Here is a 24065-nt window from a genome sequence, read left to right as displayed (position 1 = left end):
AACATGCTCAGGAAAAATAGTAAACCGTTCTCCCTTCGTGCTCGCTTTCTTATGGCGACAGCAGGTGTCATCTTAGCGCTGTCGCTATCCTATGGCATGGTTGCCGTAGTCGGCTATATTGTCAGTTTTGATAAAAATACTTTCAGCGCACATCGAGGTGAAAGTAATTTATTTTTCAGTCTGGCGCAGTGGCATGACAACCGCCTCAGCATCTCGGTACCTCCCGAACTTGAACTGAATATTCCCACACTGGTTCTGATTTACGATAAAGATGGCAATATTCTCTGGCGTCAGCGCCATGTCCCTGAACTTGAATCTCATATCGAAAAAAGCTGGCTACAAAAACCGGGCTTCTACGAGCTTGATACCGGGACACATATCAGTAGCATGATGCTGGGTGATAACCCCAAAGCCCAAGATCAGCTAAAAAAATATGACGATACTGACAGTAGCGCATTAACGCACTCCGTCTCAGTCAATACTTACCCTGCGACCTCCCGCTTGCCACAACTCAGCATTGTCGTCGTCGATACGATCCCACAAGAATTACAGCGTTCAGACTTGGTTTGGAATTGGTTTAGCTATGTTTTACTGGCTAACTTACTGTTAGTTGTACCCTTACTGTGGCTAGCCGCTTATTGGAGTTTAAGGCCGATTAAAGCATTAGTCAGCCAGATAAGTCAGCTAGAGAAAGGCGAGCGCGATCAGTTAGATGAGAATCCCCCGCGTGAATTGCAAAGCTTGGTACGTAATCTCAATATATTGCTAACCAATGAACGCCAGCGTTATACCAAATACCGCACCACGCTGTCAGACCTTACCCATAGCCTCAAAACTCCATTGGCGGTATTGCAAACAACATTGCGTTCTTTACGCACCGGTAAGCAGACCACCATTGAGGAGGTCGAGCCTATTATGCTGGAGCAGATAAGCCGCATTTCTCAGCAAATTGGCTATTACTTGCACCGTGCCAGTATGCGCTCCGAACATAATGTTTTAGTCCGTGAAATTCACTCAGTCCCTGCCCTACTAGATAGCTTGTGTAGCGCGCTGAATAAAGTTTATCAGCGTAAAGGCGTGGTACTCACACTCGATATCTCACCGGAAGTGACCTTCCTTGGTGAGCGAAATGACTTTATGGAAGTGATGGGCAATGTGCTGGAGAATGCCTGTAAATACTGCTTGGAATTCGTTGAGATAACCGCCCTACACTCTGAAAAACAACTGACTATTGTTGTTGATGATGATGGCCCCGGTATCCCTGAAAGTAAACGGCAGTTAATTTTCCAACGGGGTCAACGAGTCGATACTTTACGCCCTGGCCAAGGTCTTGGATTATCGGTTGCAGCAGAAATTATTGAACAGTATCAAGGTAAGATAACCATCACTGAAAGCCCCTTGGGGGGAGCAAGAATGATGGTGACCTTTGGCCAGCAACATGATTATCACACTGATTAATAAAATTTGCCGGTTAGTACCTGATACTGTTGGCAGGCATCCGTTATAATCACTGGCAAGTTCACCCCCTTCCTGGAATAAACATGGATTATCAACTCGATCTCGACTGGCCTGATTTTCTGCAACGCTATTGGCAGAAACGCCCCGTTATTCTCAAACGTGGCTTTAAAAACTTTATTGACCCACTTTCGCCTGATGAGCTTGCTGGCTTGGCGATGGAAAATGAAGTAGACAGCCGTTTGGTCAGTCATGAAGATGGCAGTTGGCAAGTCAGTCACGGCCCATTCGAGAGTTTTGACCATTTAGGTGAAACCAACTGGTCGCTTCTTGTGCAGGCTGTTGACCATTGGCATGAACCCGCCGCCGCGTTAATGCGCCCATTCCGCCCGCTATCAGATTGGCGCATGGATGACTTAATGGTCTCCTTCTCTGTTCCGGGTGGCGGCGTTGGCCCACATTTCGACCAGTATGATGTCTTTATTATTCAAGGCACTGGTCGTCGCCGCTGGCGAGTCGGTGAAAAAACAGAAATGAAGCAGCATTGCCCACACCCAGACTTACTGCAAGTGGGGCCTTTCGACGCCATTATTGATGAAGAGATGGAGCCAGGTGATATTCTCTATATTCCACCGGGCTTTCCTCATGAAGGCTATGCGCTTGAAAATGCATTAAATTACTCGGTTGGTTTCCGCGCACCTAATGCGCGTGAATTAGTCAGCGGCTTTGCTGATTATGTCCTTTCACGTGAGTTAGGTAGCTACCGCTACAGCGACCCTGACTTACAACTGCGAGAACATCCGGCAGAAATTAAATCACAAGAAGTCGATAAGCTGCGGGCAATGATGTTGGATTTAGTTCAGCAGCCTGAAGATTTCCAAAGTTGGTTTGGCGAATTTATCTCGCAATCCCGCCATGAGCTGGATCTGGCACCACCGGAGCCACCTTATCAGGCTGGGGATATTTATGAATTACTCCAGCAAGGTGAAGAATTACAACGACTTAGTGGTCTGCGCGTGCTACGCATTGGTCAGCAGTGTTTTGCTAACGGTGAATTGATTGATACGCCGCACTTACAGGCTGCCGATGCACTATGCCAACATTACAGTATTGATGCTGCAAAACTGGGTGAAGCACTGGAAGACCCTTCGTTCCTGGCGATGTTGACCACATTGGTGAATAGCGGCTATTGGTATTTTATCGACTGATATCTGTCGCTTAGAAGACAAAACGCCCCGTTTATCGGGGCGTTTTTTATCGGGCTGCTAAACTTATGCCTCTTTGGCTCGTTTAGCCGTCAGTTCAGCAATCCGCATGATAACCGCAACCGCTTTCTCCATTCCCTCCAGCGTAATAAACTCATGTTTACCATGATAATTATAACCACCGGTAAAGATATTTGGGCAAGGTAGCCCCATGAAAGATAGCTGTGCGCCATCAGTGCCACCGCGGATTGGTTGCATAATTGGCGTAATATCACAATCTCGCATTGCCTGCTGTGCCAGTTCGATAATATGTGGATACTTAATAATATGCTCACGCATATTGTAATAACTGTCATCCATAACGATTTCTATATAGCAGTCACGGTGCAAGCCTTTACCTATCCGTTTGGCAATATCCACCATATTTTTCTTACGTGCTTCGAAGCCATCTCGGTTGAAATCTCGCACGATATAGTGCATTTCCGCCCGTTCAACTGTGCCTTTGATGCTTTGTAGGTGGTAAAAACCCTCATAACCTTCGGTGCGTTCAGGGGCTTCATCTGCAGGCAACTCCTGATGAAAACGGGTCGCCAGCGATAATGCATTCACCATCACTCCTTTAGCACTGCCGGGGTGCACATTATTACCGACAATCTTGATGGTCACCGACGCCGCATTAAAGTTTTCAAACTCTAACTCACCAACACCACCGCCATCCACGGTATAAGCCCACTGAGCATCAAATTCTGCCACATTAAAGAAGCGCGCGCCTTTCCCCACCTCTTCATCTGGCGTAAATGCAATACGGATATCCCCATGAGGAACATTGCTATGCTTTAAACGCACCATCGCAGTGATAATTTCTGCAATACCGGCTTTATCATCTGCGCCCAGCAAGGTTTTCCCGTCGGTGGTAATTAATGTTTGACCGAGTAACTGATGCAGTACCGGGAACATCACCGGAGACAAAACTTCGTCCCCCATACCCAAGGCAATATCGCCACCACGGTAGTTTTCGACAATCTGCGGATTTACATTTTTCCCCGAAAAGTCGGGAGAGGTATCAAGATGGGCAATAAAGCCAATGGTGGGGACCGGCCAGGAAACATTTGCTGGCAATGTTGCCATCACACAGCCATGGTCACTCAAGCTAACCTGATCAAAGCCCAGCGTTTGTAACTCATGTTGCAACGCCTGAGCAAGCTTACGCTGCCCTTCAGTGCTCGGCACGGATTTTACATTGGCTTTTGCTTGTGTATCAAAAGAAACATAGTTGAAAAAGCGGTCGAGTAATTTGTCCATGGTTCCCACCCTCATAATAGTGAATATCATTATGGGGAAGTGATCGTGATCAAATATTGCGTCAGGTCAGCTTTAGACAAACTTAAGCCAGAATAATAAGGTGCATCATGAAAACTGTGCTTGGTGATTTATTCATCAACCGACAAAAAATTTTGCTTGTTTATCCGTCAATATGACTTAAATGATCCACATAATTGAGAGCCGCTAACCACGCCGCGGCTCTCATTAAGCAAGATTAATTAGTTGTCCTGGCGATTCTCGCCCCGCGTGGTCAAAAACTCACGCACATATTCTGGTACAACTTTGCTAGCCAGACCATAGTGCTTTTCATCAAACTGGCTTTCCACCTGACTGGGTTCCAGATTTAACTCGACGGTATGAGCGCCATGCAGGCTTGATTCATGAACAAAACCGGCGGCTGGATAAACATGGCCCGAGGTACCAATAGAGATAAAGAAGTCAGCCTCGGCCAGTGCCTGATAGATTTCATCCATCCCCATTGGCATCTCACCAAACCACACAATATGCGGTCGCAGTGGCGATGGGAATTGGCAGCAATGGCAACGTTCATCAGCACTGAGGTCACCTGGCCAGTCCAATACTTGACCTGACTGCGTGCAACGTACTTTCAGTAGTTCACCATGCATATGGATAACTCGCTTACTACCAGCTTTCTCATGCAAGTTATCAATATTTTGCGTGACCAATACAAAGTTATCGCCCAGCACGGCCTCTAGATCAGCGAGTGCAAAATGAGCCGCATTAGGCGCAATCTCTGGCTGTTGTAGCTGGCGACGGCGCGCATTATAGAAGGCCTGAACTAACTCAGGGTCCCGACGATATCCTTCGGGTGTCGCAACATCTTCTACCTGATGCTCTTCCCACAAACCATCAGCAGCACGGAAAGTTCGGATCCCTGATTCAGCCGAGATACCGGCACCCGTCAGAACGACCACAAACGGCTTCTTCATTTCTGATGTTGCCGCACTATCCCGATGAAAAATACGGGAGCGAAAACGTTGATGCCGCAAATGCTTATTCTTGCGAAACCGACATAGCCGATGGCGAATGCGCATAACTTTTTCCTTTTTAATATCCTTTCAAGCGAACATTTGGATATTGTCGTTATATTATTCAGATAAATGTAAAAAAGCAGCGCCACGAACGCCGCCCGCATCACCATAACGCGCTTTTTCAATGCGTGGCAATCGGGCCACTCGTAATAAGTGCTGCGGTAAACGTTTTGGTAGTTCTCGATAGATCTGCTCGAAATTAGACAAACCACCGCCGATCACCACTAAATGGGGATCAAGCATCGTCAATAAATTACCCAAGCATACCGCCAGCACATCCATAAAACGTTCGACATGTGCCACGGCCTTAGATTCACCAGCATTATAGTTTGTAATAATTTCAATCGCGTGCAAGGATTGCTGATTGAAATGTTTATACATCCATTCAAAACCACGCCCAGAAATATAATTCTCGATACAACCCTGATGACCGCAACCACAAGGGACTCGTGGAATGTCGGCGCCCAGAATATCCAGTGCGTCAACGGGTAAGCGGAAATGGCCGAATTCACCGGTAATATGATTGCGACCGCTAACAATGCTACCATTGACGATCAGCCCACCGCCAACACCGGTGCCAAGAATCAAACCCAACACGGTTGGATAACGGCGGAATTCTGGGTCCCATGCCTCGGAAAGCGTAAAACAGTTAGCATCATTATCAATTCTAACTTCACGTTGAATCAGTTGGGAAAGATCACCTTGTAATGATTGCCCCATCGCAGCTGGCACGTTAGCCGTAAATACGGTGCCATCGTCAGCATTAGGTAAGCCGGGGATACCGATTCCCACACTCCCTTTAACACCACAATAGGCGTCAGCCTCCAGCGTCAAACTCTGTAATGCTTGTAATAACTGCTGATAGTCTTCGCGCGGTGTAGGGACTCGCTTATGCCAGATTCGCTGCAGATTGGCATCAAAAACGCCTAACTCTATCTTAGTGCCGCCCATATCAAAACCGTAATACATCAGCTCGCCCTTACTTATTTTTATACCCTCGAGCCTGAAGCCGTCGGGGTTACTGGCTACCAACCTGCAATACCCATTTCTTTGGATAATGGCTACGCGCTATTGTCCACTCAAGACCCGCGCCGGATCAATACGGCTGGCGCGACGAGCAGGATACCAACTAGCAATTAAACTCAGCACCAGTGCGGTTGCCAATACACAGGCTACATCAAACCAATGGAGCTCTGAGGGTAAGAAGTCGATGAAGTAGATGTCGCCTGACAAAAATTGATGCCCGATCAGCTTTTCTAGTCCACGGATAATATTGGTCAATTGCAGTGAGACAATGACACCCACTACCGCCCCACTAATACTGCCAATAAGCCCCGCCAGTAAGCCATACCAAATAAATATTGCACGTATCAGGCCATCTTTAGCCCCTAAGGTGCGCAGGACCGCAATATCGCTACTTTTATCTTTAACCGCCATCACCAGCGTGGACACAATATTAAAACTGGCCACGCCAATCACCAATACCATGGCTAAATACATGATAGTACGGATCATTTGGATATCACGGTACATATAGCCGTAAGTCCCAATCCAACTGCTGATATACACATAAGCATTGGTAACTTCACCGGCACTGCGTACCAGTTTGTTGGCATTGTAGACATCATCTACTTTGATGGCTATACCAGTGACACTGTCACCCATCTCTAAATATTGCTGCGCATCCGCCAAAGGCACCAATGCCAGACTATGATCCAACTGCCCGCTAAGCTCAAAAACGCCCGCGACCTGCAAGCGAATACGTTTGGGTTGCAGCAGCTTCATTTCAGGATCGCTATTGGGGATCATCACCGTCAGCCATGAGCCTTGTTTAACGCCCAAAGCATCTGCCAGCCCCTTACCTAAAATAATCTGCTGTTGACCGGCTTTGAAATTATCCCAAGCATTACCAAGCACAAAACTGGGCAACGCGCTGAGATGCTGCTCGGCCTCAGGATCTACCCCTTTAACCGACACCGCACGCAATTGCGTTGCGTTTTCGATCAAGCCGGTGAAGTTGATATAAGGGGCCGCCGCCACAATACCGGGCACTTTTTCAATACGTTGCAAGGTTTCTGGCCAGCCACTGAACGGTTGATTAACCACCGCTATCTCACCGTGTGGCACCACCGCCAAAATGCGGTTTTTTAGCTCACGTTCGAAGCCATTCATTGCACTTAAGCCGACGATCAACACCGCAACGCCCAAAGCGATACCCAAGGTTGAAATCACCGAAATCAACGACACCATGCCGCCGCGACGACGGCCACGACTAAAACGCAAACCGATTAACAATGAAAGTGGCGAAACGCCCATTACTCCGCCCCCACCAACGTCAAGTGCTGCTGTAGTTGGCCGTCACGCATCTCCAACTGGCGACTCATTCGCTTAGCCAATTGCAAATCATGGGTGACCACGAGAAATGCCGTTCCCTGACGAACATTCAATTCACCCAATAGATTGAAGATGCTATCGGCATTGCGCTGGTCAAGATTACCAGTGGGTTCATCCGCCAACACTAAAGAGGGGTTATTCACCAGTGAACGGGCGATTGCCACTCGTTGGCGCTCCCCGCCAGATAACTCTGATGGCCGATGTTTGCTGCGTTTTTCCAGGCCAACCGCCGCCAACATGGCGTGGGCCTTCTCTTGCGCATCATTGGGTTTAGCGCCACCAATTAACAGCGGCATAGCGACGTTTTCTAATGCAGTAAAGTCAGGCAATAAATGGTGAAATTGATAGATAAAACCTAACTCACGGTTGCGCAGCTCAGCTTTTGCGGTGGAAGAGAGTTGATTCAGTGAACGCCCTTGGTAAATCACTTCACCCGAGGTGGGGGAGTCCAGGCCGCCCAGTAAATGCAATAAGGTACTTTTACCAGAGCCAGAGCTGCCGACAATCGCCATCAGCTCGCCCGCCTCGATAGTAAACGACACATTACGCAAAACGTCGGTATGCAGTTGACCTTCCTGATAGCGCTTGCACAGGTTTAAACACTGTAATAAAGGATGTTTACTCATAGCGTAAAGCCTCGGCAGGTTGTGCGGCGGCAGCGCGCCAGGAAGGGTAAAGCGTGGACAGCAATGCGATCGCCATAGCAACCAGGGCAATCACGGTTACCTGAATGGGGTTAATCTCCACAGGCAAAGTGGCTCCATCAATCAATATACCCAGAACCGGAATAATGGTATTCAATTGGCTGGCCAGTAAAATGCCAAGCCCGGCACCGAGCAGTGCGCCAATCACCCCTGCGGTGGCCCCTTGCACCATAAACACCAGCATGATTTGGCGGCGACTCAACCCTTGAGTTTGCAAAATAGCCACCTCTCCCTGTTTTTCCATCACTAACAAGCCCAACGAGGTAATAATATTAAAGGCCGCAACAGCAATAATCAGGCTAAGCAGCAACCCCATCATATTTTTTTCCATGCGTACAGCTTGGAAAAGCTCACCTTTGCGGTCACGCCAATCTTTCCAAACCGTACCTTCCGGTAAAGTTTGTTGGCTCAAGCTATCGACCGCCAGCGGTTGCGACAGAAACAAACGCCACCCGGTAATATTACCCGCGGGGTAGCGCATCAAACGCGACGCATCCTGTTGATTGACCAACATTTGGTAGCCATCAACTTCACTGTCTGCGGCGAATGTGCCAATAATATTAAACAGACGCTGACTAGGAATACGGCCCATTGGAGTGAACTGGCTGGCACTTGGCACCATCAAACGCAATGTCTCACCCCGCTTAACGCCCAGTTGACCGGCGAGCTTTTCTCCGAGGATCATATTGTAACTCCCCGGCTGCAAATCCTTTAGTTTCACATTGACCAAGTAATCAGCCAGGGGTTCGTGCCGTTCCGGGTCAATACCCAGCATCACACCGGCGGCCAGATTCCGCGCACTTTGCAACACCACATCAGCGGTAGTCAAAGGCACAATATCGGTAACGCCCGTCAATGATTTTAATGCTGATGCGGGAATTTTATTCGGGTCGAGAGAACCTTGCGGCGTGGTGATCAGCGCCTGCGGCATCAGCCCCAAAATGTTATTTTGCAAATCACGCTCAAAACCATTCATCACAGATAAAACTGTAATCAATGCCATCACGCCGAGCGTGATGCCAATGGTAGAAAGCCACGAGACAAACCGACCAAAACGGTCGGATGCACGCCCGCGCATATAACGCAGGCCAATAAATAAGGCGACAGGTTGATACATGAAATCTGTTTAGATCCTGTTGCTAAAGCAAAGTGATCGAGGATAATAAAGGGTACTACCGCTTTATGGAACCATTAACCGCCTATATCTCCGGCTTTTATTCCAAATCAGAGCGCCAATCTGTGGCTATACCCTCGCACGTGCTAGGATAGCCGCCGAGATAATTTGTTATCTGTTGTGCTGATACTGAAACACGGGTCAATGATACCCAAGTCATTGGAGTTGCAGGTAGGTAGCCAGTAAACACCCCTACAGCCTCAAGGACGAAGGGTAAACCACATATAAGATAAGAGACTGTTTAACTGCTTATGTCCCAACAACATCGTTATGCATTGCCGACGCGGCGTGGAGATACCCGTCAGTTAGGCCAGTTGACTGGCTCAGCTTGCGCGGTCGAATGCGCAGAGATCATTGAGCGCCATGATGGCCCGGTAATGTTAATTACCCCTGATATGCAAACGGCGCTGCGTCTGCGTGATGAGATACAACAATTCTCTTCTCGCCCGGTGAACACCCTCTCCGACTGGGAAACGCTGCCCTACGACAGTTTCTCACCCCATCAGGATATTATTTCGGCGCGCCTTTCTTGCTTGTACCAGCTTCCGGCGATGGAACGCGGCGTTATTATTCTCCCGATTAATACTCTGATGCAACGGGTGTGCCCGCATGAATTCCTGCACGGTCATGCGTTGGTCATGAAAAAAGGCCAGCACCTGTCGCGGGATAAGCTGCGCGCGCAGTTGGAGCAAGCAGGGTACCGCAGTGTTGATCAGGTGATGGAGCACGGTGAGTTTGCCACTCGTGGCGCATTGCTAGACCTGTACCCGATGGGCAGTGAAGAACCATACCGAATTGATTTCTTTGATGATGATATCGATAGTTTGCGAGTGTTTGATGTTGATACGCAGCGCACACTGTCGGAAGTTGAGCAGATAAACTTACTGCCCGCCCATGAGTTTCCTATCGATAAGACTGCGATTGAGTTGTTCCGTAGCCAATGGCGCGAGCAGTTTGAAGTCCGCCGTGATGCTGAACATATTTATCAGCAAGTTAGCAAGGGGATCTGGCCGGCCGGTATTGAATACTGGCAACCGCTGTTTTTCAGTCAGCCTTTACCCTCACTTTTTAGTTACTTGCCAGAAAATACCTTACTGATTAATACCGGTGACCTGGAGAACTCAGCCGAGCGTTTTTGGCTGGATGTTAACCAGCGCTTTGAGAGCCGCCGTATTGACCCAATGCGCCCCTTACTGGCCCCCGAAACGTTATGGCTGCGGGTTGATTCACTCTTCAATGAGCTAAAAGAGTGGCCACGGGTTCAGTTTAAAACTGACAAGCTGCCGACTAAAACCGCCAACACCAATTTGGATTATCAGGCATTGCCTGATTTGGCGGTTCAGGCGCAGCAAAAAGCCCCACTGGATAATCTGCGGCGCTTTATTGAGTCCTTCAGCGGCAGTGTGGTGTTCTCGGTCGAAAGTGAGGGCCGGCGCGAGACCTTGCAAGATTTGCTGGCGCGGATAAAAATCAGCCCGACTCTGATAACCCAGCTATCTCAAGCCACGGCTCCCGGTCATTATCTGATGATTGGGGCCAGTGAACGCGGCTTCCTTGATACCGATAAGCAGTTGGCGCTGATTTGTGAAAGCGACCTGCTCGGCGAGCGCGTGAGCCGCCGTCGGCAAGATAATCGCCGCACTATTAATACTGATACTCTGATCCGCAATCTGGCGGAGCTGCGCCCTGGTCAACCGGTGGTTCACTTAGAGCACGGGGTCGGTCGCTATCTCGGTTTGACCACCCTTGAAGCTGGCGGCATCAAAGCTGAATACCTGATATTGACCTATGCTGGCGAAGATAAGCTGTATGTGCCGGTATCATCATTACATCTCATCAGCCGCTACTCCGGTGGCGCCGATGAAAATGCACCACTGCATAAACTGGGGGGCGATGCCTGGAGCCGAGCGCGGCAGAAAGCCGCCGAGAAAGTGCGTGATGTGGCAGCCGAACTGCTGGATATCTATGCGCAGCGCGCCGTTAAATCGGGTTTTAAATTCAAACTTGATCGCGAGCAATACCAACTATTCTGCCAAAGCTTCCCATTTGAGACCACGCCGGATCAAGAACAGGCCATCAATGCGGTGCTCAATGACATGTGCCAACCACTAGCGATGGACCGCCTGGTGTGCGGCGATGTTGGCTTTGGTAAAACCGAAGTGGCCATGCGTGCGGCTTTCCTGGCGGTGGCGAATAATAAGCAAGTCGCGGTTTTGGTGCCGACCACCCTGCTCGCTCAGCAGCATTTTGACAATTTCCGCGACCGCTTTGCCACTTGGCCAGTGCGGATAGAGATGATGTCGCGCTTTCGCAGTGCCAAAGAGCAGCAAGTGATTCTGGAACAAGCCGCTGAAGGGAAAGTCGATATTATTATCGGCACCCACAAGTTGCTGCAAAGTGACTTACGCTGGCAAGACCTCGGCTTGTTGATTGTTGATGAAGAACATCGCTTCGGGGTGCGTCATAAAGAGCGAATCAAAGCCATGCGCGCTGATGTCGATATCCTGACACTGACAGCCACGCCGATTCCGCGCACCTTGAATATGGCGATGAGCGGCATGCGTGATTTGTCGATTATTGCCACGCCACCGGCGCGTCGTTTAGCGGTAAAAACCTTTGTCCGTGAGTACGATAGTTTGGTGGTGCGAGAAGCGATTCTGCGTGAAATCCTACGTGGTGGTCAGGTTTATTACCTCTACAACGATGTGGAAAACATCGAAAAAGCCACCCAACGATTGGCAGAATTAGTGCCAGAAGCCCGCATTGCCATTGGTCACGGCCAGATGCGAGAGCGGGATCTTGAACGAGTGATGAATGATTTCCATCATCAGCGTTTTAATGTTTTGGTCTGCACGACCATTATCGAAACAGGGATTGATATTCCCAGCGCCAATACCATTATCATTGAACGAGCCGATCATTTCGGTCTGGCACAGTTGCACCAATTACGAGGTCGAGTTGGGCGTTCTCACCATCAGGCCTATGCTTACCTGCTCACTCCGAATCCAAAAGCCATGACCACCGATGCCAAAAAGCGGCTCGAGGCTATTGCATCACTGGAAGATCTTGGCGCGGGCTTTGCGTTGGCCACCCATGACCTGGAAATTCGAGGTGCTGGTGAGCTGCTCGGCGAAGACCAAAGCGGCCAGATGACCACCATTGGTTTCTCACTGTATATGGAGCTACTGGAAAGCGCGGTAGATGCGCTCAAAGAAGGCAGAGAGCCGTCACTGGAGGATTTGACCAGCAATCAAACCGAGATTGAAATGCGGATGCCGGTTTTACTGCCAGAAGACTTTATTCCAGATGTGAATGTCCGGCTTTCGTTCTATAAGCGTATTGCTAGTGCACGGAATGAAACTGAACTCGATGAGCTAAAAGTCGAGCTAATCGATCGCTTTGGCAAACTCCCCGATGCTGCCCGTTATCTATTACATACCGCCGAACTGCGCCAACAAGCTCAGAAATTAGGTATTAAACGTATTGAAGGTAATGAACGGGGGGGCTTCATCGAATTTGGTGAGAAAAACCAAGTTGATCCGGTCTATCTGATTGGTTTGCTGCAACGACAGCCGCAGATATTCCGGCTGGAAGGGCCAACTAAGCTGAAGTTTATGCAGGACTTGAGTGATAGAGCACAGCGGCTGAAGTTTATCAGTGAGCTTCTGGCATCATTTGCTCAACATCGAGTGGCACAATAGGATAATTAACGCGGGTTTCAGATAGGAGAAACCCGCGTAATGCTAATGCCACTCGTTTATTAAGCAAGTTAAACGATCAGAATTAGCACTAAACACGGGCTCTTAATGCAAGGTCTTGGACAACAGATTTTCTATTATGCTCGGTTGTTCAACATCAGTTGACCATTTTTATCGATTGGAATCTGCGTGCCTGGATCACGATCCATGCGAATTTTTCCCTGCTGATCACCAATTTTGTAGGTTACGTCATATCCCAACATTTTCTGTGACTTATCGTAAACAGTTTGGCAACGTTGCTGGGTTGTCGTGTAAGTATCACTCTCCTGCATATTACTTTGGACGCGATTACCGGCATATCCGCCTGCTAACGCACCCGCTACAGTAGCAATATCTTTACCTCGACCGCCGCCTACCTGGTGGCCCAGAACCCCACCGGCAACAGCACCCAATACTGAACCCGCTATCTGATTCTCATCCTGCACCGGCTTGCGGTGTGTGACGGTCACATTACGACATTCCTGACGAGGCGTTTTAATCGTCTCTTTAATCGGTGTCGCAGTAAGAACTTGTGCATATTGCGGTGCGTCGGAGAAGACATTCATACTCGCGACAGCGGCAATTCCCAGAGCAGCCGCAATACCGATACCCACACCTGCTAACATTGATTTGTTCACAGGAAATCCTCCTGAAAGTGTTACCACGCATCTTCTGCCTCAGAATTCCAAAATAAAAAACGAAAATCTGACAGCGCCCGGTATATGAGGATTGACCTCTATGACCGGAATACGGCGTGCGCGACTCGCCGTCTGTAAACACCTGAAGTCTGCACACTGTGCTTTGGCCTAGCAATAAGACAAATGGACTAAACGCCCTGATAATAGGTATGAATGCACATATTTAGGAGGAATCCGACGATGGTAATTTGTTACGGCAGAGTTTTATGCTGAGAGTTTAACATTACGTGCGAATCCCCTTAGCTTTCCGTGCGCGACTCAAAACGAAAAACCGCCACCATCATCAATGGCAGCGGTTTGTTATACCCGTCATATTTTAAGTTGCAGGTGCGTTGGGTAGAGAAGAATAAAAGCAATTAATGGAGTTTTAAGCGAGGTCTAATAACCCGGTTAATCCCACCCACCAGCATCATCAGACCGGTTTTGGTATAGCCATGTAGTGCCACCTGATGCATACGATACAATGAGATATACACCACGCGGGCCACACGGCCTTCCACCATCATCGAGCCGCGCATCAGGTTACCCATCAGGCTACCGACAGTACTGAATTTCGACAGTGAAACCAGTGAACCGTGATCTTTATAGATGTAAGGTTTCAGCGGCTGGTCATTCAGCAAGGCCAGAATATTGCTGTAGCAGCGGCTGGCCATCTGATGCGCAGACTGGGCACGTGGTGGTACGAAACCGCCGTTGGGTTGTGGGCAAGAAGCACAGTCACCAATCGCAAAAATATTTGGATCACGGGTAGTTTGCAAGGTCGGCTCAACCACCAGTTGATTAATACGGTTGGTTTCTAGCCCGGCAATATCTTTCATAAAGTCCGGTGCTTTGATCCCCGCAGCCCATACCATCAGATCCGCATTGATAAACTCGCCATCTTTGGTATTCAGGCCCTTTTCGTCAGCGCTAGTGACCATAGTTTTGGTCAATACACGAACACCAAGCTTAATCAATTCCTGATGAGCAGCGGCGGAAATACGTGGCGGTAATGCGGGTAGAATGCGCTCACCGGCCTCAACCAGCGTGACATTCAGCGCCTGGTTATCCAAGCCCTCAAAACCGTAGCTATGCAGCTGTTTCACCGCATTGTGCAGCTCAGCAGAGAGTTCAACGCCAGTGGCACCACCACCGACGATGGCAATATTAACTTTGCCCTTCTCACCCGGTTGCGCTGAATATTTCAAGAACAGGTTGAGCATTTCATTATGGAAGCGGTGTGCCTGATGCGGGTTATCCAGGAAGATACAGTTTTCTTTCACACCCGGCGTACCAAAATCATTCGAGGTGCTGCCCAGCGCCATCACCAGAATGTCATAGGTTAATTCGCGTTGTGTCACCAGCACATCACCGTGTTCGTCGCAAATCTCAGCCAGACTGAGCGTTTTGGTTTCACGATTAATGTTCGTTAATGAACCCAACTGGAAATTGAAGTAGTGGTTACGAGCATGAGCAAGATAACTCAGTGCATCAACACCATCATCCAGAGAACCGGTAGCCACTTCATGTAACAGCGGCTTCCACAAGTGACTGTGGTTGCGATCGACTAAAACGATCTCGGCTTTTTTGCTGCGACCCAGTTTATGACCCAGACTGGTTGCCAGCTCAAGACCGCCGGCACCACCACCAATAATAACGATTTTTTTCTTCGGCGTTGTCAAAATGACCCCCTAAATGTGAACCAATTGTTAGCTAAGGGTAAATGAATAATATCCTTAGATAACATAGGGTTCGATGATGCTAATTCAATAATCTGTAGTCAGAATATCACGCAGGGTTATTTGGTCATACCAAAATTGATATATATCAACTTTTTTTGATTAAACTGGCAGCAGAGAGAATTTTTCTGGACGAAGATTCAAATAGTTAGCGTTTAGTCACAGTTTCCGATTTTTCTATTTGATGTGGGATATAGATCTATTCTGGAGATTGATGGCATAAAAATGGCCTGAAAAAAGTCTGTCGCATCCTTTTTTCAAGCCAGATCACAAAGCATAAACAACACCGTAGTTAACCAACCATTAACAAAATACCGCCTTGATTGCTGATTATGCACTCACTCGCCGTTAACTAGCCAAGGGTTTTAAAGGCCTTGATCCGCTGAAGATGAGGCGAAAGATCCTTAAATTTGTGCGTCTGTTTATCATCCCAGACAATCTCATAATAAGGATGCAAATCACCCGCAGTACGCTGGCTATCAAGCATTTCGTCATGGCGCGACAGCACCACCAGACAGCGGTCACGGTTTTTCTCGCGGAAGTCATTAACACACTTACTGGCGATATCAATATACTCTTCCGGACGATCAATTTTTCCGCTCATATTGTCTTGCGGATAAAGATTTGGATTGAAAGCAACTTGGCGAATCCCACACAGGAAACCAATACGTTCCGCCCAAAATCCGCCTAAACCCACACCGCAAATCAGTGACTTGGCATCACCACCCTGCTGGATGGCTTTATCGACTTCTTTGAGTAAATGCTGCATATCATGGCGCGGATGCAAAGTGCTGTAACTGATAAAACGCACATCCGGATCGATAAATTGCAGTTGCAGCACCTTCTCGTGATTACCCGGACTGTTGGAATCAAAACCATGTAAATAGACGATCATATTTATCCTCGCTACGACATTTGTTTATGTGCATCCCAACGCTCACTGAGTGCTGTTAATGCTTTATTCGCCTGCTGCCAACGTGATGATGCCATCAACGCCTGGCGGCTGAACTGCCCAGAATGATACAAGCGTGCCACTTGGTCTGCTTTGACCGGAGACAGGTTATCTAACACACTTACCGCGCCCTGACGGTTATTACACACCAGAATCATATCGCAGCCAGCATCCAAAGAGGCCTGCCCGCGCTCGGCATAACTGCCCATGATGGCGGCACCTTCCATCGATAAATCATCGGAGAAGATGATGCCATCGAACCCAAGCTCTTGGCGCAATATCGTTTGCAGCCAGTAAGCCGAACCACTCGCCGGACGCGCATCGGCTTCAGTATAAATCACATGCGCGGGCATGATGGCATCCAATAAGCCCTGGGCAATCAGTTGGCGAAATATAACCATATCATGAGTGCGGATTTCTGCCAGTGGTCGATTATCCCGTGGCGTTTCTTTATGTGAGTCTGCGGTTACTGCACCATGACCGGGGAAATGCTTGCCGGTGGTTTTCATGCCCGCACTGTGCATCCCGCGAATAAAGCATTCGGCCATCTTCATGGCTTGTTGCGGGTCACTGTGGAATGAACGCTCGCCAATCGCGGCACTGACATGACCAATATCCAATACCGGTGCAAAACTGATATCAATATCCATTGAGATCATTTCAGCGGCCATTAACCAGCCCGCCTCTTGGGCCAGCTGAGCCGCAGTGGCTGCATCATTAATGGCGGCAAATGACTGAGCCGCTGGCAGGCGGGTAAAACCCTCACGAAAACGTTGAACCCTGCCGCCTTCCTGATCAACTGCCACCACTAAGCGCTCATGGGATGCTGCCCTAACTTGACGCACTAACTCACGCAACTGTTCAGCATCATGAAAATTACGGCTGAATAAAATCAAGCCCCCCACCAGCGGATGTTTTAAAATCTCACGTTCTTCCGCATCCAGCTCATAGCTGGCAACATCTAGCATCACTGGACCCACGACAACTCCAAAAATTTATAGTTAACATCAAAAAGAGAGATTGAATCGCTGACGTAGCGGCGCAGCCCATTGTAAAAATTCACTGTTGCCAGTCTGTTGCCAGCGCACCTCAAACCACATCAACATCAGATAATCAATCCACGGCAACCAGCGCTGTATCTGACGCGATAAACGTGCAATGTCATGATAGCCCTGCTCACTGTGGCAATAGTGCTGTAAGAAAGTCTGTTGCTGCGACATCGACCATTGATTACCGCCAAACAGCGCCGCTATATCGAGCGCAATATCACCATCAGCAGCATATTCCCAATCAATTAATTTTAGCCCGGTCGGCGTCATTAAGAGATTACCGGGGTGAATATCCATATGCAGAGGGGCTAACTTCACCGGCTGCGGTTGCGGCTGGCGGATGAAATCATGCTGAAGTCGCCACCAATCTGGTGAGCGGCGTTTGGCGTCAATCAGACGCCCATAGCGAATGAGTTGACCACGTAAGTCCAAACGATAGCCACTGGCAGGCAGGTGATGCAGGCAAGCCATCAGTTGCGCCAACTGACCATTATTAGATAATTCAATGAATTGCTTATTAGTGACAACGTCACCTTCAAGCCAATTGACCACTAACCAGCGCTGATTGGCAGCAATAATCACCGGCGATAAACCGCTACCCGCCACATGCTGCAATAGTTTACGTTCCTGCCGCCGATTAACGCCCAACTGAGCTTTTTGCACTGATTGTTCGCGTGCCAGCCAGTCAATATTCGGGCCGATATTTGACCGGTGCAAAATACGCCAACTTTCACCGGTTAGGCCAGATACCGGGCTAATATGACAATCGGCGATTTTCACCGCCGGATTGATACTTTCAATTAGCGCCAGCAGAGAGGGATCAGCGCTTGACCGGGCCATTACCTGACCAGATGATTTCGCCGGTTTGCGCCTGCATCAGCTGCATCTCAATGGTCGGTGATTTCACATCACCACTGACATCGCTGTACAACACATATTGGGCACTGACATAGCGGGCCAACCCAATCGCTTTGCTGCGCGAGCCCAAACTATCTTCTTCTGATAATCCCAGTGTTTGCTTAGCAACCGCCAGTTGCTGCGGCGAGATCAAAACAAACTTTTTATTGGATGTCAGCACCTGATGCAGTGCAGAGGTCGCTTTTGCCGTTTGTAATGCACCATTGGTGTTATTTTTGACGCTATCGAGCAGCAATATGCTGCCATTGGCGACCTCATTACTATTGACCATTTGTGCAACCAAGGGCTCGACACTGCCAGCCCAGTCAATCGACTGCTGCATTTTGGGTGGCTGCGGTACGGTGTCTACCGGCGGAGGTGTTTCAATTACGGGTGGCGTAACCGGCTCAATGGTGACGGGTGGCGTGGTCGTTGGCTCAACCGGTGGCCGAGTCATACAGCCCGTCAGCACCAGTGCCGCCAATGCCACAGATAAATACCTTTTCATTGTCCCACTCCAATAGCGCGATAATATCCCCTTGGTACTTGAAGTTGCACAGGATTTCGTTTGCTACCAATCTGCAACGCCAAGTTCTTTGGGCATAACAATCTCACTGTTATAAAAATATGTGAACACGCGCACTGCGCGCATTAAAGTTATTATTAACTGATTGAATGTCCACATCATCATCTGGCGCCACAATAATAGAGCGCGGCGCTTCCAGCGGTGGCACATCCAAGCCCTGCGCATCATACCAATAAAAACGGTAGTTTATTTTCATCGGTTTATTTTGGCTATTGGTAATCACCGAACGCGCCGTATTATTGCCAGAAGAGGTGGAAACAGTGGGTTGAGAAGCCAAAATGCCCGCCGTCAGTACCGACGAATCCATTACCACGGTTTGCTGCTTATTAACCGCAATCCCTTTCGGGCTGCTGCACCCCAGCAATGTCGCTATGCTTACAAGCGCAATCACCGGTAATAAAAACGCCTTTGTGCGGCGCATAGGCTTACCTCAGTTAAATGTCATTATTTATGAGATAGCAAGGAACCCAGATCACGACCACCGACTAAGTGCATGTGGATATGGTAAACCACCTGTCCAGCATGCCGGTTGCAATTGATAATGAGGCGATAACCATCTTCATCAATGCTTTCTTGCTTTGCAAGTTTAGCAGCCACGGTGATCATTCGGCCCAATGTTGCTTCGTGTTCTGCGGTGACGTCATTCACGGTTGGAATAAGAATATTGGGAATGATTAAGATATGAGTTGGTGCCTGCGGGGCGATATCACGAAACGCGGTCACCAGTTCATCCTGGTAAACCACGTCGGCAGGAATTTCACGGCGGATAATTTTGCTGAAAATCGTTTCTTCGGCCATAACACATTTCCTTGATCATTATAAAAATGGAGAATGCGTAGTATGAGCGACAATTTCTATTGATTTCAACCTCAATCATCAACCACGGGCATAAGCCGCTGCTTTTTCAAACAAAGCCTGATCCGGGCGCACGCCGGTATACAGCACAAATTGCTCAACTGCCTGAATAGCAAAGACTTCAGCCCCGGTAATCACGGTTTTCTCTTGCGCTTTAGCATAACTTATCAGCGGCGTGATAGCAGGCAGTGCCACCACCTCAAAAATAACCTCGGCGTGATTAACCTCAGCTTCAGTAAAAGCCATTTTATCCGCATCCTGACCCCCCGCCATACCCACCGGGGTGGCATTGATCAGCATATCAGCCTGAATGCCCTGCATATCGGGTTGATAAGTGTAGCCAGATTGTTCAGCTAACTGTTTACCTGTTTTTTCATTGGTTGCAATAATAAAACCCTGCGTAAAACCGGCATTTTTTAGCGCAAAAGCCACTGCTTTCGCCATTCCACCACTGCCTCGCAAAGCAAAAACCTTCTCAGGCGAAACTTGATAAGTCTGCAGTAATTTCGCGATAGCCATGTAGTCGGTGTTATAGGCCTTCAGATATCCATCAGTATTTACCAAGGTATTAACTGAATTGATTGCAGCGGCTGATGGGTCCATCTCATCCACCATAGGGATCACTACCTCTTTGAATGGCATTGAAATGGCACAACCACGAAAACCTAGCGCCCGCACCCCAGCAATTGCCGCCGCCAAGTCCGTGGTGGTAAAGGCTTTATACAGATAGTCGAGATCGAGGGCATCGTATAAAAAGTTATGAAAACGAGTACCAAAATTGCTGGGTCTGGCCGCCAGAGAGATACACACTTTGGTGTCTTTGTTTAAGTATCGGGTCATCATTTCACCTTAAATAATTATGCTTGCTGTGGTGAAAATTATCGGCTAAAAAGATGATATTAAAAACTGCTGACTTTTCACTAACTGAGTTCCTCTTTTATGACCAGCCGACGCCTTGAACAACAATATTTACGATTATTGAATCTGGTTGGTGTGCTCGCAGTTGATATTACCCTGCAAGAACTTGCTGATAAACTCAGCTGTACTAAGCGCCACATGCGGACTTTATTGGTTCAGATGCAACAAGCGGGCTGGCTAATCTGGCAGGCAGAAGCGGGCCGTGGTCGTCGGTCACACTTACAACTATTGCGGAATACCCATCAGCTATTGATTGAAAAAGCGGAACAGTTACTGGATGCTGGTGATTTCAATGAAGCCATTGCACTGCTTGGGGAAGATAAGCAGCTTATCACCCCACTGTTACGGGCCAAACTGGGATACCGGGTACATGATGACTATCAAGCGCTACGAATCCCCTACTACCGCACCATACCGAACCTTTACCCCGGCACGCCACTGCGCCGTTCTGAGTTGCACCTCGTCCGGCAAATTTTCAATGGATTAACACGGATAGATGAGGAAACTGGCGAGGTAACAACGGATTTAGCACACCGCTGGCGGATGCTGGACCCGCTACACTGGCGCTTTTATTTACGCCCAGCAGTGCAATTTCATGATGGCCGAGAGCTTTCCAGCCATGATGTTGTCAGCTCCTTAACCCGTTGCGCCAAGCTGCCACTGTTCTCACATATTCAACACATCAGCCAGCATGGGCAGTTAGGCGTCGTCATCGAACTTAGCCAACCAGACCCTTACCTTCCCTTGCTGCTAGCCCACCACAGCGCGCTGATTTTGCCAGCCGATCATGCGGCACAACCCGATTTTGCCTCCCACCCCGTGGGAACCGGCCCTTATCGGGTGGCAGAAAATGACGCTTGGCATTTGCAGATGAAATCTTTTGACCACTATTTTGGCTTTCGTGGGCTATTGGATGAAGTAGAGGTGCTTATTTTCCCTGATCTGGCGCGCCCACAAGAACATCCAACCACGGATGCCCCTGTGGGGTTATCAGAGCAATTGAGTATCGCAAATATCCAAAGTGCGACCTGGTTGAGCTCCAGTATCAGCGATATTGATTATGTTTCTGGTTTCGCTGCAGGTCTGACGGGAAAACCGTCCGACTCAACCCAAGAGATGTTCCTGGAACGAGGTGGATATTTTTTGCTGTGCAATAGCCATTCACCCTACTGGCACTGCATTGAACAGCGCCGCTGGCTACGAGAAATACTCAATCCTTATAATCTCATTCAACGCCTGATTGCCCCTATTCGCCCTTTCTGGGTTCCTGCCAGTAGCGTTTTACCCACATGGTTTCACGGCATTGATTCAGGAGAAAAATGCTCGCCTTTCCCCACCCACACAGAGCGGGAACCAGATGACATGCCGGTACTGACACTGGCTTATCATGCCCAACATCCTGAATACTCAATGCTAGTTACTGAGATGGCTCATATTCTGGCGGCACAAGGCATTCGGCTGGAAGCCTCTGAGCTTGATTACGCCACTTGGGCTAAGGGTGATGCCAATGTCGATTTGTGGTTGGGGACGGTGAACTTTGCCATTCCTGAAGAGTGGAATGTCGCAACCTGGTTATTGGGCTCACCACTGTTGCGCCAATCCATCACTGGCGGTGATGAAATCCGTTTACAAACCTATCTCCATGATTGGCGTAATCAATCCCTCAATGCCGAACAATTAATCAGAGAAATTATCGCCAGTGGTTGGTTGCAGCCGCTATTCCACCATTGGATGCGGCTAAAAGCGCCCGATCAAGCCCAAGGTGCCCACCTCAATAATCTCGGCTGGTTTGATTTCCAAACCACCTGGCTAGAGCCAGAATAATTTTCTGAGCACAAAAAAAGGGAGGCTTTCGCCTCCCTTTTGCACTCCCCATACCTGAATTAATGGTTACGAATATACTCGTCCATATCTGTTTTCAGGTTATCAGATTTAGTCCCGAAGATGGCTTGAACGCCAGAGCCTGCAACCACAACGCCCGCAGCACCCAATTTCTTCAGACCCGCCTGGTCAACCTTGGATACATCCGCCACGCTAACGCGCAGACGGGTGATACAAGCATCCAGGTTAGTGATGTTCTCTTTACCACCGAACGCTGCAACCAGTGCAGCTGACATTTCTGTGCCGCCCTGTACCGTTTGCTCAGTCGCATTGTCTTCACGGCCAGGTGTTTTCAGATCCAGTTTGGCAATCAGCACACGGAAGATAGTGTAGTACACCAGACCGTAGCAGATACCCACTAGAGGGAACAGCCAGATACGGCTACTGTTGCCACTCAGTACGACGAAGTCAATCAAGCCGTGGGAGAAGCTGGTGCCGTCACGCATCCCAAGCAGGATACAGATTGGGAATGCCAGACCGGCCAGAATTGCATGGATAACATACAAGATTGGCGCCACGAACATGAAGGAGAATTCGATTGGCTCGGTAATACCAGTCAAGAATGAGGTCAGAGCCGCAGAGATCATGATCCCGCCGACTTTCGCCCGGTTTTCCGGTTTAGCAGAATGCCAGATTGCAATTGCAGCTGCTGGTAAGCCGTACATTTTGAACAGGAAGCCGCCAGACAGTTTACCCGCAGTTGGGTCGCCCGCCATATAACGAGGAATGTCACCGTGGAATACCTGACCCGCTGCGTTGGTGTATTCACCAATTTGCATTTGGAATGGTACGTTCCAGATATGGTGCAGACCGAATGGTACTAACGCACGTTCAACAACGCCGTAGATACCAAAGGCAACAACGGAGTTCTGATAAGCAGCCCATTGAGAGAATGTCTGGATCGCTGTGCCAATAGGTGGCCACACGAAGGACAAGATCACGCCCACGAAGATCGCGGTGAAACCAGAGATAATCGGAACGAAACGTTTACCCGCAAAGAAGCCCAGATATTCAGGTAACTGAATACGGTAGAAGCGGTTAAACATGTAAGCGGCTATTGCACCCGCAATAATCCCGCCCAGTACCCCGGTATCAGCTAAATGCTTGGCAGCAATTTCTTCTGCTGGCAGATGCAAGACCAGCGGTGCGACAACAGCCATGGTTTTCACCATGATACCGTAAGCAACAACTGCCGCTAACGCGGAAACACCGTCGTTATTGGTAAAGCCAAGTGCAACGCCAATAGCAAAGATTAATGCCATGTTAGCAAAAACGGAACCGCCCGCTTCTGCCATTACGTGAGAGACTACCGTGGGTAGCCAGCTAAAATTCGCGGAACCGACACCCAGCAGAATACCTGCGATGGGTAAAACGGATACCGGTAGCATTAGCGATTTACCTACCTTTTGCAGGTTTGCAAATGCGTTCTTAAACATAGTGAGTGAGCTCCTGAGTAATAGTGCTTTT

20 protein-coding genes are annotated in these 24065 nt (G+C 48.8%); 4 read left to right on the top strand and 16 right to left on the bottom strand.

Going from position 1 to position 24065, the window contains the following annotated elements; genetic code table 11:
• The first annotated feature begins 3 nt into the window (after positions 1–3).
• Together phoQ and DJ58_RS14745 are read left to right on the top strand one after the other, a co-directional pair.
• Entirely contained in the window at positions 4–1458 is a 1455-nt protein-coding gene (gene phoQ / locus DJ58_RS14740) for a two-component system sensor histidine kinase PhoQ (RefSeq protein ID WP_032911158.1), read from the top strand.
• An 83-nt stretch (positions 1459–1541) separates the two neighbouring features.
• The gene (locus DJ58_RS14745; RefSeq protein ID WP_004709585.1) at positions 1542–2663 is read left to right on the top strand and encodes a ribosomal protein uL16 3-hydroxylase; all 1122 of its coding nucleotides are present in this window, start codon (positions 1542–1544) and stop codon (positions 2661–2663) included.
• Positions 2664–2726: 63 nt separating this feature from the next.
• Here the strand turns inward: DJ58_RS14745 and pepT are convergent, their stop codons facing one another.
• From pepT to lolC, 6 genes are all read right to left on the bottom strand, one after another.
• Positions 2727–3962, bottom strand: coding sequence for a peptidase T (gene pepT / locus DJ58_RS14750; protein WP_004709586.1), 1236 nt, complete (start codon positions 3960–3962; stop codon positions 2727–2729).
• A gap of 239 nt (positions 3963–4201) precedes the next feature.
• Positions 4202–5038: a Sir2 family NAD+-dependent deacetylase gene (gene cobB / locus DJ58_RS14755; RefSeq protein WP_032911159.1), complete on the bottom strand. Its 837-nt coding sequence runs from the start codon at positions 5036–5038 to the stop codon at positions 4202–4204.
• Positions 5039–5092: 54 nt separating this feature from the next.
• Positions 5093–6004, bottom strand: coding sequence for an N-acetylglucosamine kinase (gene nagK, locus DJ58_RS14760; protein ID WP_004709591.1), 912 nt, complete (start codon positions 6002–6004; stop codon positions 5093–5095).
• Between the two features lie 99 nt (positions 6005–6103).
• The gene (lolE, locus tag DJ58_RS14765; protein ID WP_004709593.1) at positions 6104–7351 is read right to left on the bottom strand and encodes a lipoprotein-releasing ABC transporter permease subunit LolE; all 1248 of its coding nucleotides are present in this window, start codon (positions 7349–7351) and stop codon (positions 6104–6106) included.
• Positions 7351–8055, bottom strand: a complete 705-nt coding sequence (gene lolD, locus DJ58_RS14770; RefSeq protein WP_032911161.1) for a lipoprotein-releasing ABC transporter ATP-binding protein LolD — start codon at positions 8053–8055, stop codon at positions 7351–7353. The genes lolE and lolD overlap by 1 nt, the downstream gene beginning before the upstream one ends.
• Positions 8048–9250: a lipoprotein-releasing ABC transporter permease subunit LolC gene (gene lolC, locus DJ58_RS14775; protein WP_004709595.1), complete on the bottom strand. Its 1203-nt coding sequence runs from the start codon at positions 9248–9250 to the stop codon at positions 8048–8050. Before lolC ends, lolD begins: the two co-directional genes overlap by 8 nt.
• Positions 9251–9558: 308 nt before the next feature.
• Here lolC and mfd point away from each other — a divergent pair, with 308 nt between their 5' ends.
• Positions 9559–13008 (top strand): transcription-repair coupling factor, encoded by a 3450-nt coding sequence (gene mfd, locus DJ58_RS14780; RefSeq protein ID WP_032913216.1) that lies wholly within the window; start codon positions 9559–9561, stop codon positions 13006–13008.
• A 134-nt stretch (positions 13009–13142) separates the two neighbouring features.
• On the opposite strand, the gene DJ58_RS14785 is transcribed toward mfd, so the two are convergent.
• The 9 genes from DJ58_RS14785 to DJ58_RS14825 all read right to left on the bottom strand — a co-directional run bounded on the left by DJ58_RS14785 (position 13143) and on the right by DJ58_RS14825 (position 20639).
• Positions 13143–13682 carry a glycine zipper 2TM domain-containing protein gene (locus DJ58_RS14785; RefSeq protein ID WP_032911163.1) on the bottom strand — a complete coding sequence of 180 codons (540 nt, stop codon included), beginning with the start codon at positions 13680–13682 and terminating at the stop codon, positions 13143–13145.
• Positions 13683–14098: 416 nt separating this feature from the next.
• On the bottom strand, positions 14099–15403 hold the full coding sequence (locus DJ58_RS14790; protein ID WP_004709603.1) for an NAD(P)/FAD-dependent oxidoreductase: 1305 nt from the start codon (positions 15401–15403) through the stop codon (positions 14099–14101).
• Positions 15404–15812: 409 nt separating this feature from the next.
• Positions 15813–16355 carry an alpha/beta hydrolase YcfP gene (gene ycfP, locus DJ58_RS14795; RefSeq protein WP_004709606.1) on the bottom strand — a complete coding sequence of 181 codons (543 nt, stop codon included), beginning with the start codon at positions 16353–16355 and terminating at the stop codon, positions 15813–15815.
• An 11-nt stretch (positions 16356–16366) separates the two neighbouring features.
• Entirely contained in the window at positions 16367–17392 is a 1026-nt protein-coding gene (gene nagZ, locus DJ58_RS14800; protein WP_004709607.1) for a beta-N-acetylhexosaminidase, read from the bottom strand.
• 27 nt (positions 17393–17419) lie between these two features.
• Positions 17420–18301, bottom strand: a complete 882-nt coding sequence (thiK, locus tag DJ58_RS14805) for a thiamine kinase (protein ID WP_080544640.1) — start codon at positions 18299–18301, stop codon at positions 17420–17422.
• On the bottom strand, positions 18282–18866 hold the full coding sequence (gene lpoB, locus DJ58_RS14810; RefSeq protein WP_032911164.1) for a penicillin-binding protein activator LpoB: 585 nt from the start codon (positions 18864–18866) through the stop codon (positions 18282–18284). The genes thiK and lpoB overlap by 20 nt, the downstream gene beginning before the upstream one ends.
• Positions 18867–18975: 109 nt before the next feature.
• Positions 18976–19365: a YcfL family putative periplasmic lipoprotein gene (locus DJ58_RS14815; protein ID WP_004709612.1), complete on the bottom strand. Its 390-nt coding sequence runs from the start codon at positions 19363–19365 to the stop codon at positions 18976–18978.
• Between the two features lie 23 nt (positions 19366–19388).
• Entirely contained in the window at positions 19389–19742 is a 354-nt protein-coding gene (gene hinT, locus DJ58_RS14820; RefSeq protein ID WP_004709614.1) for a purine nucleoside phosphoramidase, read from the bottom strand.
• Between the two features lie 78 nt (positions 19743–19820).
• Complete coding sequence (locus DJ58_RS14825; RefSeq protein ID WP_032911166.1) at positions 19821–20639, bottom strand: shikimate 5-dehydrogenase; 819 nt, start codon at positions 20637–20639, stop codon at positions 19821–19823.
• Positions 20640–20738: 99 nt separating this feature from the next.
• Between DJ58_RS14825 and DJ58_RS14830 the strand changes: the two genes are divergently transcribed.
• The gene (locus DJ58_RS14830) at positions 20739–22541 is read left to right on the top strand and encodes an SgrR family transcriptional regulator (RefSeq protein ID WP_004709617.1); all 1803 of its coding nucleotides are present in this window, start codon (positions 20739–20741) and stop codon (positions 22539–22541) included.
• A gap of 59 nt (positions 22542–22600) precedes the next feature.
• On the opposite strand, the gene ptsG is transcribed toward DJ58_RS14830, so the two are convergent.
• Entirely contained in the window at positions 22601–24034 is a 1434-nt protein-coding gene (ptsG, locus tag DJ58_RS14835) for a PTS glucose transporter subunit IIBC (RefSeq protein ID WP_004709618.1), read from the bottom strand.
• Positions 24035–24065: the final 31 nt, after the last annotated feature.

It is taken from the genome of Yersinia frederiksenii ATCC 33641, from assembly GCF_000754805.1.
Lineage (GTDB): Bacteria > Pseudomonadota > Gammaproteobacteria > Enterobacterales > Enterobacteriaceae > Yersinia > Yersinia frederiksenii.
This window is presented reverse-complemented; position numbering and strand designations above follow the sequence as displayed.

Excerpts from the sequence above, each read along its gene's own strand:
- cobB (WP_032911159.1), bottom strand. The coding sequence starts at position 5,038 with ATGCGCATTCGCCATCGGCTATGTCGGTTTCGCAAGAATAAGCATTTG.
- ycfP (WP_004709606.1), bottom strand. The coding sequence starts at position 16,355 with ATGATCGTCTATTTACATGGTTTTGATTCCAACAGTCCGGGTAATCAC.
- lolC (WP_004709595.1), bottom strand. The coding sequence starts at position 9,250 with ATGTATCAACCTGTCGCCTTATTTATTGGCCTGCGTTATATGCGCGGG.
- phoQ (WP_032911158.1), top strand. The coding sequence starts at position 4 with ATGCTCAGGAAAAATAGTAAACCGTTCTCCCTTCGTGCTCGCTTTCTT.
- DJ58_RS14745 (WP_004709585.1), top strand. The coding sequence starts at position 1,542 with ATGGATTATCAACTCGATCTCGACTGGCCTGATTTTCTGCAACGCTAT.
- lolE (WP_004709593.1), bottom strand. The coding sequence starts at position 7,351 with ATGGGCGTTTCGCCACTTTCATTGTTAATCGGTTTGCGTTTTAGTCGT.
- thiK (WP_080544640.1), bottom strand. The coding sequence starts at position 18,301 with ATGGCCCGGTCAAGCGCTGATCCCTCTCTGCTGGCGCTAATTGAAAGT.
- DJ58_RS14830 (WP_004709617.1), top strand. The coding sequence starts at position 20,739 with ATGACCAGCCGACGCCTTGAACAACAATATTTACGATTATTGAATCTG.
- ptsG (WP_004709618.1), bottom strand. The coding sequence starts at position 24,034 with ATGTTTAAGAACGCATTTGCAAACCTGCAAAAGGTAGGTAAATCGCTA.
- lolD (WP_032911161.1), bottom strand. The coding sequence starts at position 8,055 with ATGAGTAAACATCCTTTATTACAGTGTTTAAACCTGTGCAAGCGCTAT.
- mfd (WP_032913216.1), top strand. The coding sequence starts at position 9,559 with ATGTCCCAACAACATCGTTATGCATTGCCGACGCGGCGTGGAGATACC.
- hinT (WP_004709614.1), bottom strand. The coding sequence starts at position 19,742 with ATGGCCGAAGAAACGATTTTCAGCAAAATTATCCGCCGTGAAATTCCT.
- nagK (WP_004709591.1), bottom strand. The coding sequence starts at position 6,004 with ATGTATTACGGTTTTGATATGGGCGGCACTAAGATAGAGTTAGGCGTT.
- pepT (WP_004709586.1), bottom strand. The coding sequence starts at position 3,962 with ATGGACAAATTACTCGACCGCTTTTTCAACTATGTTTCTTTTGATACA.
- DJ58_RS14825 (WP_032911166.1), bottom strand. The coding sequence starts at position 20,639 with ATGACCCGATACTTAAACAAAGACACCAAAGTGTGTATCTCTCTGGCG.
- lpoB (WP_032911164.1), bottom strand. The coding sequence starts at position 18,866 with ATGAAAAGGTATTTATCTGTGGCATTGGCGGCACTGGTGCTGACGGGC.
- DJ58_RS14815 (WP_004709612.1), bottom strand. The coding sequence starts at position 19,365 with ATGCGCCGCACAAAGGCGTTTTTATTACCGGTGATTGCGCTTGTAAGC.